The sequence below is a fragment of the Paenibacillus sp. SEL1 genome, from assembly GCF_054602535.1.
Window position 1 is genome coordinate 5,199,296 of sequence record NZ_CM137723.1, and the last position, 17,090, is coordinate 5,216,385.

25 protein-coding genes and 3 pseudogenes are annotated in these 17,090 nt (G+C 40.2%); 10 read left to right on the forward strand and 18 right to left on the reverse strand.

Going from position 1 to position 17,090, the window contains the following annotated elements; all coding sequences use genetic code 11:
* Positions 1 to 113: 113 nt before the first annotated feature.
* The 3 genes from ACYCSE_RS23720 to ACYCSE_RS23730 all read left to right on the forward strand — a co-directional run bounded on the left by ACYCSE_RS23720 (position 114) and on the right by ACYCSE_RS23730 (position 1,931).
* Positions 114 to 656 (forward strand): 1,2-dihydroxy-3-keto-5-methylthiopentene dioxygenase, encoded by a 543-nt coding sequence (locus tag ACYCSE_RS23720; RefSeq protein ID WP_459700242.1) that lies wholly within the window; start codon positions 114 to 116, stop codon positions 654 to 656.
* A 121-nt stretch (positions 657 to 777) separates the two neighbouring features.
* Complete coding sequence (locus tag ACYCSE_RS23725; protein WP_238807613.1) at positions 778 to 1,092, forward strand: helix-turn-helix domain-containing protein; 315 nt, start codon at positions 778 to 780, stop codon at positions 1,090 to 1,092.
* Positions 1,047 to 1,931: an IS3 family transposase gene (locus ACYCSE_RS23730; protein WP_250266833.1), complete on the forward strand. Its 885-nt coding sequence runs from the start codon at positions 1,047 to 1,049 to the stop codon at positions 1,929 to 1,931. The genes ACYCSE_RS23725 and ACYCSE_RS23730 overlap by 46 nt, the downstream gene beginning before the upstream one ends.
* A 99-nt stretch (positions 1,932 to 2,030) precedes the next feature.
* On the opposite strand, the gene ACYCSE_RS23735 is transcribed toward ACYCSE_RS23730, so the two are convergent.
* From ACYCSE_RS23735 to ACYCSE_RS23750, 4 genes are all read right to left on the reverse strand, one after another.
* On the reverse strand, positions 2,031 to 2,825 hold the full coding sequence (locus ACYCSE_RS23735; protein ID WP_459702567.1) for an HAD family hydrolase: 795 nt from the start codon (positions 2,823 to 2,825) through the stop codon (positions 2,031 to 2,033).
* A 155-nt stretch (positions 2,826 to 2,980) separates the two neighbouring features.
* Positions 2,981 to 3,490 (reverse strand): hypothetical protein, encoded by a 510-nt coding sequence (locus ACYCSE_RS23740; RefSeq protein WP_061831521.1) that lies wholly within the window; start codon positions 3,488 to 3,490, stop codon positions 2,981 to 2,983.
* A 120-nt stretch (positions 3,491 to 3,610) separates the two neighbouring features.
* Positions 3,611 to 3,817: a DUF896 domain-containing protein gene (locus ACYCSE_RS23745; RefSeq protein WP_069289679.1), complete on the reverse strand. Its 207-nt coding sequence runs from the start codon at positions 3,815 to 3,817 to the stop codon at positions 3,611 to 3,613.
* 108 nt (positions 3,818 to 3,925) lie between these two features.
* Positions 3,926 to 4,294 (reverse strand): LysM peptidoglycan-binding domain-containing protein, encoded by a 369-nt coding sequence (locus tag ACYCSE_RS23750; RefSeq protein WP_254349757.1) that lies wholly within the window; start codon positions 4,292 to 4,294, stop codon positions 3,926 to 3,928.
* Positions 4,295 to 4,482: 188 nt separating this feature from the next.
* Between ACYCSE_RS23750 and lexA the strand changes: the two genes are divergently transcribed.
* The 5 genes from lexA (at position 4,483) to ACYCSE_RS23775 (ending at position 7,037) form a co-directional block, all read left to right on the forward strand.
* Positions 4,483 to 5,109 (forward strand): transcriptional repressor LexA, encoded by a 627-nt coding sequence (lexA, locus tag ACYCSE_RS23755; RefSeq protein ID WP_013310545.1) that lies wholly within the window; start codon positions 4,483 to 4,485, stop codon positions 5,107 to 5,109.
* Between the two features lie 274 nt (positions 5,110 to 5,383).
* Positions 5,384 to 5,686, forward strand: a complete 303-nt coding sequence (locus ACYCSE_RS23760) for a hypothetical protein (protein WP_452566961.1) — start codon at positions 5,384 to 5,386, stop codon at positions 5,684 to 5,686.
* Positions 5,687 to 5,919: 233 nt separating this feature from the next.
* Positions 5,920 to 6,084, forward strand: coding sequence for a hypothetical protein (locus ACYCSE_RS23765; RefSeq protein WP_016821950.1), 165 nt, complete (start codon positions 5,920 to 5,922; stop codon positions 6,082 to 6,084).
* A 41-nt stretch (positions 6,085 to 6,125) separates the two neighbouring features.
* Positions 6,126 to 6,266: a hypothetical protein gene (locus ACYCSE_RS23770; protein WP_165177052.1), complete on the forward strand. Its 141-nt coding sequence runs from the start codon at positions 6,126 to 6,128 to the stop codon at positions 6,264 to 6,266.
* 231 nt (positions 6,267 to 6,497) lie between these two features.
* Positions 6,498 to 7,037, forward strand: coding sequence for a GNAT family N-acetyltransferase (locus ACYCSE_RS23775; protein WP_459700247.1), 540 nt, complete (start codon positions 6,498 to 6,500; stop codon positions 7,035 to 7,037).
* Between the two features lie 209 nt (positions 7,038 to 7,246).
* Here ACYCSE_RS23775 and tet read toward each other — a convergent pair whose 3' ends face one another.
* A complete protein-coding gene (gene tet / locus ACYCSE_RS23780) occupies positions 7,247 to 8,623 on the reverse strand; it encodes a Tet(L)/Tet(K)/Tet(45) family tetracycline efflux MFS transporter (protein ID WP_459700249.1) in 1,377 nt (458 codons plus the stop codon).
* A gap of 735 nt (positions 8,624 to 9,358) precedes the next feature.
* Between tet and ACYCSE_RS23785 the strand changes: the two genes are divergently transcribed.
* Both ACYCSE_RS23785 and ACYCSE_RS23790 read left to right on the forward strand, forming a co-directional pair.
* Complete coding sequence (locus ACYCSE_RS23785; protein WP_257785362.1) at positions 9,359 to 9,481, forward strand: hypothetical protein; 123 nt, start codon at positions 9,359 to 9,361, stop codon at positions 9,479 to 9,481.
* Between the two features lie 353 nt (positions 9,482 to 9,834).
* Positions 9,835 to 10,167 (forward strand): hypothetical protein, encoded by a 333-nt coding sequence (locus tag ACYCSE_RS23790; protein WP_235309660.1) that lies wholly within the window; start codon positions 9,835 to 9,837, stop codon positions 10,165 to 10,167.
* A gap of 56 nt (positions 10,168 to 10,223) precedes the next feature.
* Here ACYCSE_RS23790 and ACYCSE_RS23795 read toward each other — a convergent pair.
* The 13 genes and pseudogenes from ACYCSE_RS23795 to ACYCSE_RS23855 all read right to left on the reverse strand — a co-directional run.
* Positions 10,224 to 10,433: pseudogene (locus tag ACYCSE_RS23795) on the reverse strand (fibronectin type III domain-containing protein); the annotation flags it as partial.
* 484 nt (positions 10,434 to 10,917) lie between these two features.
* Positions 10,918 to 11,137: pseudogene (locus ACYCSE_RS23800) on the reverse strand (hypothetical protein).
* Positions 11,138 to 11,293: 156 nt separating this feature from the next.
* On the reverse strand, positions 11,294 to 11,746 hold the full coding sequence (locus ACYCSE_RS23805) for a hypothetical protein (RefSeq protein WP_254349719.1): 453 nt from the start codon (positions 11,744 to 11,746) through the stop codon (positions 11,294 to 11,296).
* A gap of 194 nt (positions 11,747 to 11,940) precedes the next feature.
* Positions 11,941 to 12,234 (reverse strand): annotated as a pseudogene (locus ACYCSE_RS23810) (NucA/NucB deoxyribonuclease domain-containing protein); the annotation flags it as partial.
* Between the two features lie 3 nt (positions 12,235 to 12,237).
* Positions 12,238 to 12,387 carry a hypothetical protein gene (locus tag ACYCSE_RS23815; RefSeq protein WP_459700252.1) on the reverse strand — a complete coding sequence of 50 codons (150 nt, stop codon included), beginning with the start codon at positions 12,385 to 12,387 and terminating at the stop codon, positions 12,238 to 12,240.
* 130 nt (positions 12,388 to 12,517) lie between these two features.
* Complete coding sequence (locus ACYCSE_RS23820; RefSeq protein WP_459700254.1) at positions 12,518 to 12,898, reverse strand: hypothetical protein; 381 nt, start codon at positions 12,896 to 12,898, stop codon at positions 12,518 to 12,520.
* Between the two features lie 103 nt (positions 12,899 to 13,001).
* Positions 13,002 to 13,616 (reverse strand): hypothetical protein, encoded by a 615-nt coding sequence (locus tag ACYCSE_RS23825; protein ID WP_103049115.1) that lies wholly within the window; start codon positions 13,614 to 13,616, stop codon positions 13,002 to 13,004.
* Between the two features lie 37 nt (positions 13,617 to 13,653).
* Complete coding sequence (locus ACYCSE_RS23830) at positions 13,654 to 14,694, reverse strand: hypothetical protein (RefSeq protein WP_254349722.1); 1,041 nt, start codon at positions 14,692 to 14,694, stop codon at positions 13,654 to 13,656.
* 161 nt (positions 14,695 to 14,855) lie between these two features.
* Complete coding sequence (locus tag ACYCSE_RS23835) at positions 14,856 to 15,410, reverse strand: phage holin, LLH family (protein WP_459700257.1); 555 nt, start codon at positions 15,408 to 15,410, stop codon at positions 14,856 to 14,858.
* A gap of 2 nt (positions 15,411 to 15,412) precedes the next feature.
* Complete coding sequence (locus tag ACYCSE_RS23840; RefSeq protein ID WP_459700259.1) at positions 15,413 to 15,787, reverse strand: copper amine oxidase N-terminal domain-containing protein; 375 nt, start codon at positions 15,785 to 15,787, stop codon at positions 15,413 to 15,415.
* 14 nt (positions 15,788 to 15,801) lie between these two features.
* Positions 15,802 to 16,407 carry a glycoside hydrolase family 25 protein gene (locus ACYCSE_RS23845; protein ID WP_459700261.1) on the reverse strand — a complete coding sequence of 202 codons (606 nt, stop codon included), beginning with the start codon at positions 16,405 to 16,407 and terminating at the stop codon, positions 15,802 to 15,804.
* A complete protein-coding gene (locus tag ACYCSE_RS23850; RefSeq protein ID WP_459700263.1) occupies positions 16,385 to 16,837 on the reverse strand; it encodes a phage holin family protein in 453 nt (150 codons plus the stop codon). Before ACYCSE_RS23850 ends, ACYCSE_RS23845 begins: the two co-directional genes overlap by 23 nt.
* 23 nt (positions 16,838 to 16,860) lie before the next feature.
* Positions 16,861 to 17,076, reverse strand: a complete 216-nt coding sequence (locus tag ACYCSE_RS23855; RefSeq protein ID WP_254349724.1) for a hypothetical protein — start codon at positions 17,074 to 17,076, stop codon at positions 16,861 to 16,863.
* Positions 17,077 to 17,090: the final 14 nt, after the last annotated feature.

Below are 17,090 nucleotides of genomic sequence, written 5' to 3' on the forward strand. Positions count from 1 at the left end.
TTTAGCTATAGTCATTTGCATTATAAAATGTTGAAATCCTGTATTGTACAACGTTTCAAGACATGGTATTCTTTATACATCATTAATCCAAGTGGAAAAGAGGGAATAAGCATATGGCTGAAATCTTAATACGTAATACGAACGAACGAATTAGCGGTGAAGCACAAGTACGCGAATTTCTGGAGAGTCACGAGATATTGTATGAACATTGGGATGCTTCCAAATTGTCCGGGGAGCTGCAAGAGAACTTTACCTTAACAGATGATCAAAAGGCCGCTGTTCTCCAAACATTTGAACCCGAAATCAAGGATTTAGCCGCACGTCGCGGATATAAAATATGGGACGTTATCACTTTATCTGAAGCAACGCCGAATTTGGACGAGCTGCTGGCCAAGTTTGAGCAAATTCACACCCACACCGAGGATGAAATCCGTGCCATTGTCGCTGGTAAAGGCATCTTCATCATTAAAGGCCCTGAAGAGATCGGCTATTTTAATGTAGAGCTTTCACCGGGGGACGTTATCTCCGTACCTGAAAATATACCTCACTTCTTCACTTTAATGGAGAATCAAAAGATCGTCGCAATCCGCTTGTTCATCGAAGAAAATGGCTGGATTGCCGAGCCGTATGAAGACCCAACCTTCATTAAAGCATAATTACGAATTTATCCTTGTGTGAATAAAAAAAACTCCCTCTGCTCTTGAAGTGCACCCCTTAGAATAGACATTGGAATAAACCCCTGGTTTATCCGATGAATTTCTAGGGGGTGCATTTTTTATGCCAGCGAAAAAAGGACAGAAGTTTAAAGAATATACGTTTGAAACCAAAGTAGAGGCCATACGGCTTCATATCGAAGAAGGTTGGACATATCGTAAACTCATGGAGAAGTTCGGGATTGCAGATCGACATCGGTTGAAAGAATGGATGCGGAAGTACAAGGAACTCGGTGAATTCGGACTTATGGACCAACGAGGACGACGGAAGGAATATATGGACCAGGACAGGTACGTCCAAAAGTTAAAACGGGAAAATGATATGCTAAAAAAGTGTTTGGAAATCTGGATGCAGGAGATGAGGAGCACAAGTATGTAACGATTGAGAAGGCCGCTAAAGAGTATCCAGTTAGCGAACTCTGTAAGCTGTTTAAGGTCTCTAGAAGTGGATATTACTCCTTCTTAAAACGGAGAGGAACTGATCGGGATCAGGACGCGAAAGCTCTTGTGAAGAAAGTGTATGAGCAGTATAACGGAGTCTACGGCTATCGCCAAATTCAACTATTTTTGCAGCACGATCATGGAGTCTGGATGAACCATAAAAAGGTACTCCGGCTCATGCAGGTCTTGGGGATCCGCTCACAAATTCGCCGGAAGCATCGCTGTAACTATGCTTCTTCTACAGAAGGTCGTGTGGCGAAAAATCTGCTAAAACAGGATTTCAAGGCGGCCAAACCTAACCAAAAATGGGTCACAGATATCACGCAATATCGTGTGGGGGATTGCTGGCTATATCTGTCTGCGATTAAAGACTTGTTCAATAACGAAATTATCGCGTACCAGATGAGCCATAGAAATGATAACGAACTGGTTTTACAGACGTTTCGACAAGCCTGGAAACAGCAAAAAGACGTGACTGGCCTCATCGTTCACAGCGACCAGGGATTCCAGTACACGTCCCATGCGTACCACGACATGCTGCCAAAGGTTGGCGCCCGAATCAGCATGTCTCGCCGAGGCAATTGTTATGATAATGCCTCGATGGAGAGCTTCTTCTCGCATCTCAAAACGGAAGGGCTCTACCCATATGATATCCGAAATATGGACGAGGCACAAAGGAGAATAAAAGAATATATCCAATTTTACAACCAGTGTCGACCACAACGAAAGTTAAATAAGCTGCCTCCGAAAGAGTATCGGAAGCAGCTTATAGCCTAGGGTCTTTTTTTAGTGTCTATAAAATGGGGTCTTGACCACTCTGTAACAATCGAGCGAAGGGAGTTTTTTTAATACTCGTTTCTAAAGATTATGGATTTCTTACTTTAACGTTTGAATAATTCCGTCCAATTCAGACAGATGCTTGATTTCGAACTTCGGCTTGATCTCTGTGGTATTGGTTTTAGCGTTCCGGTTCACCCACACCGAGTGTACACCTGCTGCCAACGCTCCTTGAATATCAGTCGTCAGCTTATCTCCTACCATTAAAGCATGTTCAGGCTCAATACCAAGAAGCCCCAAAGCATGCTGAAATATAGACGGATCAGGCTTGCCTCGACCAAAAGAACCTGAAATGACAATATGATCAAAAAAAGGAGCTAATTGAGGAACTCCATCCAGTTTCTCCTGTTGTAGATCAGGGGAGCCATTTGTCAGCAATAACAGTTTGTAATGTCCCTTCAATTGTTCTAGAATCTCAAACGTTTCTTCATATACATGTGGACGCGCGCGTCTTTCCGAAGCAAATTGGGTAGCCAGCTTTTCCGCCAACTTCTCATTATCTATCCCTAGTTGCTGGAGTCCTCTGCGCCATGATTCCTTTCGATAAACAGGGGCCAACTGTTCCAATTGGCGGAATTCAGGTTGCTCACCTGCTGTAAAATTCGCCCACAATCCTTCAAACGGGTTAATGCCGATCATTTGAGTAAAACTAAAGGTTTCATAGGATTCATACAAAGCGCGTGCTTCCTTACGTACCGCTTCCTCCAGAGTTTTCGGATCAACGCCTGCTTCACGGGAGCCTGTTTGGCACGCTGCATCAAATGCCTCTTCTACACTACGTTCATCCCATAAAAGGGTATCATCAAGATCAAACATTACCGCCTGAATCGTCATCTGAATTATCCACTCTCTTTCCACAGTATATGTACACCTATTTGCTCGGTTAAATATTTGAATCGTTATGTGTGCCCATATTAAGCAAGCGGCCGCAGCATGTTATATGAAATAACATCATACGGCCTTTGTTAAAGAGCTACAGGCTAAATCAGTTATTTCTTGTCCACCTGTATCTGATTGGATAGCGCAAACTTCTCAAGTCGCTCTGCAATGGCATCCGTGTCATAGCGACCTAATGATTTTGTGAAAATGAAATTACCGCCCTTACCTTTTCTTTCAACGGTTACGTAACCCTTTTCAATCTTGATGGCTTTCATGTCCCCAGCCGTCATTGGACGTTCTCTACCACCTTTCAGCATATAGAGAGTATCCTTTCCCACTTTCAAATAAGGACGACGGATGAAAAAGATAACAGCCAGCATCAAGTATAGGCCGAATACAAGCCAATCCATCCCTCGCATACCGGTTTTAGTCAAAAAGTAACTCATAAGCATGTACAATACAGAAAGACCAGCCAGCATAATTGGCACAGTAATGTTACGGCCACGGAAAATATCCATTGCAGAACCTGCGCCGTTAATGGTTTGAATGCCTTGCTTTTTGCGCGATTTATTTAAATGCGCTGTGTTTTTGCGTACTTTTCTTTCAAATGATCGGGCCATCTCTCAATTCCTTCCCAGATATATTACAATAAAACAATTGCCTCAAAGCTGATCTATATAGATACCGAGAACGGTACCTAAAACAAAAGGCAAATTGCAGGCTTGGGCGCTTTAACAACATTAATGCTTCAGCCCGTCATTTCCCTTCGACGTATCATCGTCCACAAATTCAATTGTTTCAAGCTGCTGCCGAAAATTACGGCGAATGTTACCTAAATAAATTTCCCGAAGATTGGCGCGCTCTATGGCTTCCTCTTCCGTCAATCCCTCAGATTTTGCTTTACGCGCTAATTCATTAATGCGCTGTACTAAGCTGTCTATATCCAAATTATGTCCCCTCCATAAAAGCAAAGATATAATACACTTTGACATGTAGAAAAGAGCTTGTCAAGGCTCCCGCATTACGCTCCCTGACAAGCTCTAATAGTCTATAGGTCAGAAGTTAGGAAGCTTGAGTACCTGACCTGCCTGTACTCCCCGATCCTCTAAACCGTTAATCCGCACAATTCCTTCTATATATACCCGTGTATCCATTCGTTCCGGTTTATGATTTGCGGCAATCTCCCACAACGTATCTCCAGGTTGTACGGTCAGTTTAGTCACTTCTTCCTGGGAAGCTGAAGGTGCCGCGAAAACCGTAAGTACACCTGCCCCTGCAATCCAAGCAACAATCACTAAAATAAGAAGCTTAAGTAAAAGAGTATTAGTAATAATTTGCATAAAATGCGCTCTACCCTCTTTTCGGGTCTCCTGCAAATTTTCTGAATTCATCGGAAAAATACTTTGATAAGTGCTATATTTCATCATTGGCTGCGACCTCCAAACGTTTGTTCTTATGTTTTCACAATATAACACGAACATTTGTTTTGTTCAATAGAAAAGAGAACAAAAGTTCGTGATTATTTTTAGGGATTATTTAGAACTTATGTTTGTACGAACGGAGGTTCTATGCTATAATTTTCCCAAACGTTACTAAATGGGGTTGATACGGTATGTCTAAGATTTCGAGCCGCCAGCAGGCCATTCTTGAATTTATCCGCAATGAAGTGCGTCTAAAGGGATACCCCCCTTCTGTACGCGAAATAGGCGAGGCTGTCGGATTGGCCTCCAGTTCTACGGTTCACGGTCATTTGGATCGTTTAGAGAAAAAAGGACTCATTCGACGCGATCCTACAAAACCACGGGCTATTGAGTTACTCGGTCAAGACGAATCGGATAACAGCAACTTGATTAATTACTCCATTAGTCGTGTCCCCGTCGTCGGCAAAGTAACTGCTGGCCTTCCTATTACGGCGACAGAAAATATTGAAGATTACTTTCCTCTTCCCCAACACTTTGTTGGTGAGGATAAAATATTCATGTTATCTGTTGTAGGCGAAAGCATGATTGAGGCTGGGATTGCTAACGGAGACTATGTAATCGTACGTCAGCAGCAGACCGCTGATAATGGCGATATTGTTGTAGCTATGACAGATGAAGACGAAGCTACAGTTAAAACCTTCTACAAAGAAAAAGATCATATCCGGCTTCAACCTGAAAACCCAGCCTTTGAACCGCTTCGCCTGACACACGTTAGCATTTTGGGCAAGGTTGTAGGACTCTTCCGGGACTTCCACTGATTTCTCGTTCTTTCTTCCCCGTTATTCTAACCACTAATACAAAACCGGCTGCCTAGGGCAAGCCGGTTTTGTATTGTTATTATGTATCTCACAACTATTTTTTCATTTCAGCAACCTATTCCTATTGTTTCTACTATAAAATCAGCCTCCTCATCTCAAATAATCACCCACTGATCTTGAGCAGCTATACTGTTATGGGCAAAACTAATAGATCTTTCTTTGTTTTAGATAAATATGGTATATTAATTACTCATAGCTCTGTAGGAGGAATTAAATGAAAAAAATTATAATTTCAGCGTTTGTTGTGATATTTATCGCCATAAGCTGTGTAGTACCAACAATGGATCATTTGTATGCAGAAGAGAAATCACACATAACAACCTACGATCGTATTCAGTACATACAAATACTTATCCATTTCAGGTATTTAGAAAAGCAACTCGAAGCTGTAATTTCCGAAAGAAACAATTACCCAGAAGACAGCCAAGAATATAAACAGCTCTCTGAACAACTGAATCATATTCTTGCTCAAGAGGCGTACTACGAGAAAAAACTTAACACTCTTAATAGTAAATAATTTTCATACTAAACTGCATATTATTTATCTACACTATTAGACTCATGCCGACCTGCCTGTAACATTCTCCTGCAACGTAAAGTTGAAATGGCGAAGACAGGTTCGCATGAGTTTTTTGTTAACCATTAGTAATATAGGTACCAGCTTCTTTTTGCTTTTAATAGATTTATGCTGATACATTACTATCACAATTGACATAGTATATAGCAGACCTAAGCAAAGGAGATATGCAGATGATCAGAAATAGAGTTAAAACGTATAAGCATCGCATCGGGAAAAACAGATATCTGGTCGTTAAAGTCTTTCAAGCCGCAGCTGCTAAAACAGGAAGCGGAAATGCACTAGCAACCAATGCCTTGAATATCAAAATTTCCAAGCGTAAGCATAAACACCACTAAGATTCATCCGTACCTTCATTTCCTTGAAGGGAGGTGATCATATGAGCAGAAGACATTGCAGACGTGATTTGAGAAGAAGAAGATCAAACATCCGTTCGAATCAAAGAGCCGTTGCGCGTGCAAGAGGTAACGCACTGGCTGTTAATCTGTTTAGCGTGAATGATAGACAACGCAGACGTTAATAATCGTTTTCAAGCAAAAGCAGGAAGGATTCTTCCTGCTTTTTTTTGTGTTAAACGCTACACCTAACTACTGCTATGAATCGTTGAAGCAAGCGGACGAGATCGTAGAATATCACACATAGTTGAACAGTCGCTACAATTTTGCTCTTTTTATAAATCTAACAGACAGGAAAAGGTGGTTCTCTTTTAGAATAGTGTGCATAGAGAAATTAAACCAGGAGGAGACAAGCCATGATAATTAAAATGTTACTTTCGAATATGGGAGATTTTAAGAAGTCAAATGAGAATAACGGCTTTATTGTGTCAGGAAGGATTATACCTAAATACGAGAACGATAATTGGACATATATAGAAGAAAGTTTCCCCGAACCATATTTTAAACAGTATGAGGATGATGACGTTGACATCAGTTATATTGATGAACAAGGAAAATCTATTTTTTTATATTATGATGAGAACGACTGTGTTGGGCAAATTAAACTTTGTACTAATTGGAATCGCTTTGCTCTAATTGAGGATATTGCCGTCGCTAAAGACTGGAGACACAAGGGAATCGGAGCAGCCTTATTGAGTAAAGCAACCGAGTGGGCTAAGCAGAATAACCTTGTTGGTCTTATGCTTGAAACACAGGATGTGAATGTTTTAGCTTGTCGATTCTATGCTAAAAATAACTTTGTTATCGGCGGAGTTGATACTATGCTATATTCTAATTTTTCCACAGCCCATGAAAAAGCGATTTTTTGGTATTATAAGTTTAAGCATTCAAATTAGCCTATCCTTCTGTAACAAGGCTGAATTTGAAATAATACCATCTTGTACGCACACTTTGCGTTGCCATCTCTAGTAAAATCAAACTGATCAGCAAACAAAGCTCTGCCAACCAATTAAGGTTAGCAGAGCTTTTGATTTATTTAGAGTATCCACTTACTTCAAACGTGAGGATGCGATCATTTTCAGCATGTAATCCTTTTCTGCTCTTATCAGGAATCTGAAACTGAACGTCTATATACAATAACAGTTAAAATCCCGCTAATTATAATGACCACTATAAAAATCAATAACATATTGCTATATAAATAAGCAGATGGAAAATTAATGATTGGTATAAATTTTTGATGAATAAAACGTATTGATAATAAGCCTCCTACAACTGAAATCCCTGTTCCTTCTGATAAAAAGCTTATAAAATTAAGCAAGCTCATTCCTGCGCCAGCTTCTTCTTGTCTTAAACTACTTGAAACAATAGTGGATATTACTGTTTTAATAAAAGAAAGACCACCGAAAACAAAGACTATAATAATAGACATCAGCCAAGGTGTCATTTCAATAAAGAAAGCAGCTATCAAAAAGCTGACGGCAAGAAATGCAACGCCGACTGCTAGCACATGTAAGGAACCTTTCTTATCAACAAGTGCTCCTCCAAGGAAACCAAAGAAAATAACACTCATCGTTCCAGGAAAAATAATTCCACTGCCAATCATTGCGGTACTTAAGTGATGAACGTCTTTCATCATATAAGGGACCATAGAAACAAATCCAGCTACGGTACCAAACATAAGTCCGCCACAAAGGATTCCTATCATAAATGCAGTATTTTTCCCCAATGAAGGATCAACAAAAGGATTGGTTACTTGTCTGATATGTTTTAAAAAGATCAAGAAGAAAAGAATACTTATCACCAGAAAAGAAATTCTGTAAGACGTTGTATACAACATAAACATTACAATGCCTAGAGATATAAGCACGATTCCTGCAATGTCAAGTGAACCCTTTGATACGACTTCCTTTTTCAATAATTTTATTAGGAAGGGAACAGTGACAAACGTTAGAACAGGAAGAAGCAGTAAATGTGACCAATGAATATAATGAGCAATCATCCCACCAATAGCCGGTCCTATCCCTTCACCCATTGCTACGATAGACCCGATGAGGCCATATGCCTTGCCCCTGTTTTCTTTTGGGATATAGCGAGCAACTACGACCATCACAAGTGAAGGAAATGCAGCTGCACCAATCCCTTGTATAAATCGCCCCAAGATAAGTGTTGGAAAAAAAGTATGTCCCATAAATCCAATTAATGATCCTATGCAATTCACTATGATTCCAAACAGAAGCAACCTTTTAATACCTAACTGATCAGATAGCTTTCCGTATACAGCTGTTCCTATAGAAAAACTTAGCATAAAGGCAGTATTTACCCAATTTGTAACGGCTGGTGTTTTATTGAATTCATCAGCAATATCAGGTAAAGAGATATTAAGAACCATTTCATTTAACACACTAAAAAACGAAAGAACACAAAGCCACATTAAAATTTGGTTATGGCGTAAAACAGACTGTGAATAAGGGGTTTTCACTTTTGACCCTCCAGAAATGAGGGTTAACGTAGTTTATAGGGTCAATGATACGCTCCCTCTTTAAATTGTCCCCAATTATATTTATCATACTTCAAATAAAACGCCTCCCATACCTATTTTTTTCATTCTACCACCTTATCTAGAATGGGAAAAGATGTAATTATATAGACGAATGCAACAATCCATGAATTACAATTTTAAAGTTTTTTCAGATCCCCTTTAAAGTTAATGAAGTAAGTAACGATGTAGCAATATATATCCGATCTTTTCCATCTATTTGTTTTAAATATAAGAAACAAACCACTCCAGAAATAAGATACATTCAAGACATGAGTGCAGCCTCCTGATGTGTTATGCGCAAATTATATTCCGAGTACAAAAAATAAGCTCCATATCATTGGAGGTTTAATACAGCGCGTATTTCCATACGAGAAAATGTAATGATCTTTGGGGCACCATTCCAGCCCTCTATGATTACAATATAGAGCGTATATCGCTCTTGTTGTCCCCCTCTTCCAAAGCCAGCAGACGCGCCTTTATGTCCACTACACTGCTACCTGTTTTCAACTCCAGTTCCTTCATGTTGGGCCCACGTCATTGCTCAGTAGAATAACTGTAAAGTATTGGTAGTAGCGTTTTGATATCGGGTAACAAAGCGCTTAACTTCTTTGTTACCTGTCGTTTTCCGTATACTATACAGATCAGAACAATGAACGATAAAAGAGGATACAACTATTGCGCAACAATAGCGGATTAGACGGTTGCCAAAGCGACACTGAACTTTTGCAGAAGTTTACGATGGTGTACGTGAAGCCATGGAAAGAATATGGGGGCGATATTCCTGAGCCAGTAGGATAAGACAAGAACTAGCAGTAAACTTAATGTGTGTATTCCTAAAAGCCTGTGTCATCCAATGTTAAAAAGGGCTGCCGCAAATGTTTCCTTGAACCAGCATTGTCTTTAAAAACCTGAGCAAATGAGAAATTTACAATAAAATCCAGAGTTCACAACTCCGTTAACCCAGCCTAAACAGACGTATCCCAGCTAGTACCAGCCTCAAACAGCAGGTCATTCACCAGATTGATGCCAAGATGCCAAAGGCTGAGGATAGCTGCCACTTCCGTAAAACAGTTTCCAATTAAGCGTACAATCGCAGCACGTTAGATACATTTAAACTAATCAGGAAATTATCCAAGTAGGGGGAAATAACCATGGCATTTGAAGGTTATAGAGAAGACAAACGAGGACATTGGTTTGACTGGCCATTCCCCTTGTCGGTATCAATACTGTATGTAGATGCGGATGTAGACGTAGATGTAGATGAAACAGAAACGAAATGGTACCTCATTGTCGAAGAAGAAAAACATTTGATCCGAATTAGGGATGAAAAGCAAATTGAACTGCTTCATCACTGCATGTATGGAATCTTGTTAAATGACGAGAAGATCAACTGGATTATTGATAAAAATGGCGGTAGATTTACCTATCACGACAGTGTGCAAGATTTCATCAAATTCCAGAAAGAATACCTGGATATATTCTAAAAGCCTTGAACAGTTAAAAGCTCTGCAGACCAATTAAGGTAACAGAGCTTTTCGATTTATTTAAAATATTCACTTACTTCAAACGTTAAGAATACGATCGTATAGCATGTAATCCTTGCGGTTGCTGAATGATCCTTTATTGTTATCGTGCTTATTGATGGCATATGAAGCCGATCCAGATCCAGCCTGCTTGCTTTCGTACCATGTGATAAATTCATTGACCTCTTTCAGCTCAGATCGAATTCTTTCTCCAATCCTGTTGTCATTCCATGAGTGTCGAAGTTAGGGGGAATTTGTCCTGCAAAAAAAGATTCTATCAAACTTTGGCAGATAGGATCTTTTTCCGTTATTTAACAATTAATTAAACAACTGTCAAAAAAAGGGTTATGGACATGTAAAGATTAAAGTTCGGAATGAAGGAACATCAAATCTCACTTGGAGTTTGCTTGGAGTTTGCAGGGTAACGGGAGAGAATATGTCTATAAAACTGTTGGCAAAGAAGACACATTAACGTGGACTAGTCTTAATTCATTCCCTAATGGGATGCCTTCAGGGGAATACGTAATTCAATTCAGAGCCAACGGTAACAAAGTTGAAGGCGAAGCTTGGGGTACTACTGGTCAGTACCCAGGAGACATTAACTAACCGTTACTACAAGCAGGGGAGCGTCTTGGAGTTAAATCCAAGGCGCTTTATGTATTCAAGTTGCCTTACTCAGTGTCTAACAAAAGCCCCGCCGACCAATTAAGGTTAGCAGGCCTTTTTGTATACTCTAAATTCAAACTGATTCCGCATATTATACACTCCGGCAATCTTAATCGTATCGGGAGAAAACTTCTACGGATCCTCCATAGTCTATAACCGATACCCAATCCTCGCCCAACGACTGAACAACGTACACCTTTACCTGGCTTAATGCAGCTGCAAATAGTTTTATATCCGACTTTAACACTCTATATGTATGGTTCATGCTGATCACCTCAATAATTTATTCGGTCAAAGGTATGGTAATCCCTTCAACGAAATAAGCTCTGCCAACCAATTAGGTTAGCAGAGCTTTTAGATTGTACGTTAGACAAAATTGTGGTTTCCCGTTTAATTAGTAACTACTATTCCAGTAGATAACTTAGGCATCAAACTGTCTTGCCTGTATAATAAAATTCATATATGCTCCGTACGTGTTACTGACTACTACCGTGTATTTAGTTTGTCTAGTGCTATAACCCGATATAGTTCTTTGCTCCCCGGCTGGTATTTTTTGAGTTGTACTAAGACCACCAGATAATATAAGTATAATATCTGTCGAACCATTATTCACTACATTAATATTAAACGATTCACCATTTGAAGGGACTAGTTCAAATGTAGTTTGATAATCATCATACCCGCGAAAGTTTGTGTATTGTATAGGAACCGAGCTGAAGGGTGTGATAATTGAGTGTGTGTCTCCTGGATTTTCCTCCAATTCACCAACTCCTGTTACCACCTCTGGTTCATTGTCAAAACTTGCCGCAGAAGTTATTGGGCTTAAAGATAAAAAAAGAGTTGCAACCAATCCTAGTCCAATAATTTTTTTCATGATAACTTGCCTCCACTTTTTGTATTTGTATTTACAGTTTATATTATACACCTTATTCCATTATTGGTTTTCTATTGGACAAATAAACTAGTATTTCGACATAAAAATGATTCTGTAGTTCTATTATTTATAGGATTTACCAGAAGATTTTAGTAATATGCTCCGTCCTACCTATACGGTAAGAGGGGTGTTTGCTATTTTATGATAAATTCCACTCGGGTACCATCTTCGTAGTCATCCAACTTGTGACCAACCCACGATCCAGCTCCACGATTATCCTTTGGACTTATGTACTTAATGTCTGCATCCTCTCCACCTTCGGAACACATCGCCATAGGCCATTCATCCCTATCCTTGCCCTTCTTGGTGGGCGCGCCCTTTAGGGACAACTCACGATTATGGTCGGCTCCATCACGGACTATGGTGCATACTGGTGATTTTCCCGCCTGAATGGCTTCCTTAATATGCTGTGCCGTTTCGTGATAACGGTCTTACGGAAATTCCAGCTTAACCGTGTCTGCCGATACCTGTGATATTGGAACGGCTACAGGGTCGCTCTTAGTAGGCTTTACAACATCTTGTTGTACGCTGCAGCCAGCTATTAGGATTGTAATTAGTACGGTGAATATCCATTTAAACATATGTATTCCTCCCCATAACGTAAAAAAACACCCAACCAGCGTGTCCAGTAGAGTATCACCTATACTTTATGGTCATTCTATAGAATAAATTTCGCTCCCTCTAAATATTTTAAAGTTTATCTATAAACTCTTAGGCTAAACGCTTTGAAGTAAATCTAGGACAGCCTACAATATTTATCATTAGCCCTAATACTCCAGATATGATTGCAATCACAACAGAAGCACCTAAATTCTCAAATAAATAGTCACCTATCATCCAGCCCGCTACACCACAAGCTAGACCAAATACAACAGTCATAATTAGACATGTTACAGGAACAAAAAGAAGAAGTAGGCACACGATAAAAACCCAAGCACCAACCCACCATTCTCCCTCTGGCCACCAAGTTCTATTAGCCCATCTACCAGCGACTACAGACACCATCAGGATTTCGCATAGAACAAATATTTCTGCTAAACCCGCAGTTTTGTAATCTCTAATACCCTCCGCTACTTCTCTTCTAATACTCAATACAATCACCCTTACGCATGTTAATATTAAACATACAATATTGCTTTCACAAACTTGAAAACACCCCACCAGCTTAGCCAGTAGGGTGTCACATCCTTTTAAGCTACCTTTGTCTAAACCGTTCTGCCTCTCGATCATCTAAATATTTTTCCAGTCTAGACATCACACGTTTATACTTTTCTGCTTCATCTTTCTCTTTTTCAATATTCTCAGAAATTTTGTGCAAATCAACGCTATAAATTACAGATAAGTTAATACCGAGCCTTAAAGATGTAAGAAGCATGTAAAAAACAAATAAGAAGAAAAAAAACGATTTTATAAACTCATTAGTAATCAAAATGGCGAAAAAGGAGTAAAAAACAACAACAAAAGAAGCGATCAATCCAGTAATAATATATTTAATAATCTTTTTCAAAAGATTATCACTCAGTAACGCCATAACTGAATTAGCTTTAATACTACCAAGTACAGATAAAACCGTAATATAGATGCCCACAAAGATTGAAGCAATCGTTGTAATCGTTCCGATATTAGGTTCTATAATCAAGTCATAACTATGATAAAGAAATTTTTCCAGTGAATAAAGCCCATAACTCATATTAAAAAGAATTAATAGCTTGTTACCTAGAAATATCAAAACAAAAAGAGAGCACACTATCCAGATTAGCCCTTTTTCAAGAAACCATCCAATTCGATCGGCCCAACGAGATGTTCTCATTAAAATCACTTCACTCTCATAGCTTCATAACTAATTATTAAGCTGACTGTTCATCTTCATCTCTTTGACCTTGCTGAATTGGTACAAAATATTTTTCCCCTGGCAAAGGCACCAAAGCAGGCATATTTGCTTCTTCATCATAAGGCATTCTTCGGATTGCGATAGAGCCCTGTCTACCCTTTTCAATATAACGCTCTAAAATTTTATCTCCTATGAATTCCCAGCCATGATTAGCTTTGTCTCCTTCGAGAACTGAATCGCTTTTCACGCCTATATTTTTCAGTTCCAGTTCTTGAGTTTTTTTGCTTTGCGGAGTTTTATACTTTACTTTACAAGATAAGATTGAATCGTTCTCATTGATTTGCAGTAGATCAATGAGCCTTAAAATCTCCACACTATCTAGATCAACTTTTCTTTTACGGCCCTTTCCAAAACTAAGCTCCACTATGGGCGCGTCAGTTTCCTCATTAATTGTACCAGCTAGATTCATTAATCCACCGAACACAGAGCTACTTTGTGATGGATTTTGAGAGCGAAGTAACGTCGCAGCAAAATCTTCATCTTCAGCATTCATTTTTAAAGTTACGCTTTTGATGTCATTAGATCTTCTAATGTCAGCTAAACTAAGTTCAGAGTCAACTGGCAGGAAACTAACCGCCCATTGTTTCCTTGGATTATCCATAGGGAAAAATGAATTAAGATAATCTTCAATATCCTGTACTTTTACTCCAAAATAATTAAACTCTACTAATACAGTCCTTACCAGTGGTATCGTAACCAAAGTAACCATCTCAATGATATCTTTGTCAATCATACTCGCTTGATCAGAATTAATATCACCAGCATATGGTTTAATTGACTGTCTATACTTTCCAATGCAAGCCACTCTGCAGGTCTGATCCAAATCGTGATGTGGCATCTTAACATGAAACAAGGCAGTAGGGTGAAATTTAATCTTTCTAAGACGATTATGCCAATCAATATTCATAACTGCTTCAAGAAAATCAGAAAAATATAAAGTAGTTGCGGTTCCGTTTAGTGTTATTACGACATTATAATAATGAAACTTTCTTGCCATCTTCAATTGCCTCCGTCCTGTAACCTAGGAAATTTATACTATTTTCATAGTTCTATGATCCCTGATTATGGAACGTTTGGCAATTGGAACAAATGTTCTTCAGTAGAACGTATGTTCCCTATATATTATTATATATAATATACCTATATAAATCTAGTCATTTATTCCACTGCTAAACCCGTTACAGTCGCCCGTTCTGCTGGAGCGGTTTCTTGCAACGACTTAGGCACCGCGCTTTCCGTCACTTCTGGTCCTGTAGCCTGTGTAAGTATCTCCGTTACCTTTGCTGCCAAAGAAGATACAGCTTCCTTAGCAGCCGCTTGAGTAGCTTCTTCACTCTGCTGTGCTTCGGTAGCAAACATTGTTTTTGTCTTAGCCTTATACTCTAGATATGCCTTTTCAATCGCGGACCTTAGCTCTACTTGGGATACTACGATACCTTGACTAGAAAGAGTAAGTGAAACATACTGCAAAGCCTCCTGAAGCTTTCGTTCACCGTCAGCCTGCTTGACAGCTGTTTGAGCAAAGGCAAAGCCCTCTCCAGCAATCTTATGGATTACTTCTCTCTGTGCCGCCGTAGTACGCGCCTCAAGCCATGCGTTTGCTTTACCTTTAACTGTGTTCAGTCCAGCCAAAACGAATGTCGTAAGTACGCCTATGGCGGCTGTAGCAATAGTGGTCACATACGGTTGTACACCTTCAATTAATGTTTGCATGATTATTTATCTCCTTTCGTTTTCAGACCAGCAATTCTATTCTTAGAATCCCATGAAACTTCGGCTCCATAAGATTCTGCAATTGGCCGAAGTTGTACATAAGCGACACCCTCCACAAGCTGCACAGATTGCAATTTGCGATTGTTCAAATATGCGACCTTTTTGGCATTATCCCAGCGCAAAGGGATACCGAGAGCATTCGCCAGCACGCGCAACGGAACGTGAGTCTTTCCATCAAACAGCAGAGCTTTACCCACATTCTCTCCGTTGATCTGGAATGATCCATCCGCAACAGTCGCAGGCTCTTCTTTGGGTACGGATGTCTTTTTCCTAAACCGTGTCCGAAGCTCATCTGCCGTACCGTCAAATTCATTCAAATCGACTGGACCCGCTATGCCAGCCACCTACGTGTGCCGGACGGCAATGTGCCACCAGCCGAGCCATCGCTATACTGCCAGAAATCCCAGCGTGACCAACCAGATGCGCCAGGCGGAACCTGTGTGGCGCTGTACCGGGCAATCCACAATGGGTAATCTGATAAGCCGCTGAAATTACCGATGAACGAAGGATATGTGTACACGATTGGTCGTACTCCAGTAAGCCGCTCAACTTCCGCCAGAAATGTCTTGGCTACGGCTGTAAGAGCCGCTTTGCTTAAGCCGGACTTATTGGACTCATAATCCATTACTGGTGGCAGATCGAAAGCCGTGATGCCTCCGGCTGAATCAATGGCGCTCACGAAGTTTGCAGCTTCCTTTCGGGCATCCTCCGGCGTTTTCGCAGAGTCGTCTACATAGTGATAAGCTCCTACTAGGACTCCGACAGCTCGTGTAGCCTGTGCATTACCGATGAATGTTTTGTCGCGGTATGACTTCCCTTGACTAGCCTTGGTGAAGGCAAACGATAAACCGTCTTCCTTCACTGCCTTCCAATCAATCTTTCGTTGATATCGGGATACGTCAATCCCTTGAGCATTACGGCTGTTTCGTTGTTGCATCCTCTTTCTCTCCTTCCTTACCACTTTTACTTTTCAAAACTTCTACGTCCTGTCGGATCACAGGCGGGATAGGGGCTCCGAGTCTGCCGCCATTCTCCAAAATGGACAGCAGCTCATTTGCCATATAAAAATAGGCGACCGCATCCCGGAATAGGTGCGAATCGCCTAAGATTCCATCAATTAGATGGGATACTGCTACCATTGCAAAAATAAATACCTTTCGAGCGATACCGATGAGACCAATCTTGCTTTTTAAACCGGGTCCAGTTCCCTTCTTACCTTCTGCGCCAGCAGCAAATAATCCGGTCACATAATCAATTATGACCAGCGCAAGTAACACCCCCAATACTCCCGACCACCCACCGTAAAAATACGTCACAGCGCTACTACCTAAAGCTGCGCTGAACTTAAAAATCTCCCACTTATCCAACCTTCTTTCCCCCGTCTCTCCGTTCAGGAAACTTTTCCTGAGCTATCATTGTCTGTTTTCTGATCTTCTTGCGCCTGTATCTCTGCTAATGTATCTCCTATTGCTATATCCAATCCTTTAAGTATTTCTTTCCGGCGCGCTGGTTGCGTAGAAATGACAGCAGAAATGACCTCAGTCAATTCTTCAACTGGCCTTGTTAGATCTATTTGTATATCCAATGCGGATTTTATTTTTGCCACGGGTTTCATCACCT

Excerpts from the sequence above, each read along its gene's own strand:
- ACYCSE_RS23720 (WP_459700242.1), top strand. The coding sequence starts at position 114 with ATGGCTGAAATCTTAATACGTAATACGAACGAACGAATTAGCGGTGAA.
- ACYCSE_RS23725 (WP_238807613.1), top strand. The coding sequence starts at position 778 with ATGCCAGCGAAAAAAGGACAGAAGTTTAAAGAATATACGTTTGAAACC.
- ACYCSE_RS23735 (WP_459702567.1), bottom strand. The coding sequence starts at position 2,825 with ATGACGATTCAGGCGGTAATGTTTGATCTTGATGATACCCTTTTATGG.
- ACYCSE_RS23740 (WP_061831521.1), bottom strand. The coding sequence starts at position 3,490 with ATGGCCCGATCATTTGAAAGAAAAGTACGCAAAAACACAGCGCATTTA.
- ACYCSE_RS23750 (WP_254349757.1), bottom strand. The coding sequence starts at position 4,294 with ATGAAATATAGCACTTATCAAAGTATTTTTCCGATGAATTCAGAAAAT.
- lexA (WP_013310545.1), top strand. The coding sequence starts at position 4,483 with ATGTCTAAGATTTCGAGCCGCCAGCAGGCCATTCTTGAATTTATCCGC.
- ACYCSE_RS23760 (WP_452566961.1), top strand. The coding sequence starts at position 5,384 with ATGAAAAAAATTATAATTTCAGCGTTTGTTGTGATATTTATCGCCATA.
- ACYCSE_RS23765 (WP_016821950.1), top strand. The coding sequence starts at position 5,920 with ATGATCAGAAATAGAGTTAAAACGTATAAGCATCGCATCGGGAAAAAC.
- ACYCSE_RS23770 (WP_165177052.1), top strand. The coding sequence starts at position 6,126 with ATGAGCAGAAGACATTGCAGACGTGATTTGAGAAGAAGAAGATCAAAC.
- ACYCSE_RS23775 (WP_459700247.1), top strand. The coding sequence starts at position 6,498 with ATGATAATTAAAATGTTACTTTCGAATATGGGAGATTTTAAGAAGTCA.
- ACYCSE_RS23790 (WP_235309660.1), top strand. The coding sequence starts at position 9,835 with ATGGCATTTGAAGGTTATAGAGAAGACAAACGAGGACATTGGTTTGAC.
- ACYCSE_RS23805 (WP_254349719.1), bottom strand. The coding sequence starts at position 11,746 with ATGAAAAAAATTATTGGACTAGGATTGGTTGCAACTCTTTTTTTATCT.
- ACYCSE_RS23815 (WP_459700252.1), bottom strand. The coding sequence starts at position 12,387 with ATGTTTAAATGGATATTCACCGTACTAATTACAATCCTAATAGCTGGC.
- ACYCSE_RS23825 (WP_103049115.1), bottom strand. The coding sequence starts at position 13,616 with ATGAGAACATCTCGTTGGGCCGATCGAATTGGATGGTTTCTTGAAAAA.
- ACYCSE_RS23830 (WP_254349722.1), bottom strand. The coding sequence starts at position 14,694 with ATGGCAAGAAAGTTTCATTATTATAATGTCGTAATAACACTAAACGGA.
- ACYCSE_RS23835 (WP_459700257.1), bottom strand. The coding sequence starts at position 15,410 with ATGCAAACATTAATTGAAGGTGTACAACCGTATGTGACCACTATTGCT.
- ACYCSE_RS23845 (WP_459700261.1), bottom strand. The coding sequence starts at position 16,407 with ATGCAACAACGAAACAGCCGTAATGCTCAAGGGATTGACGTATCCCGA.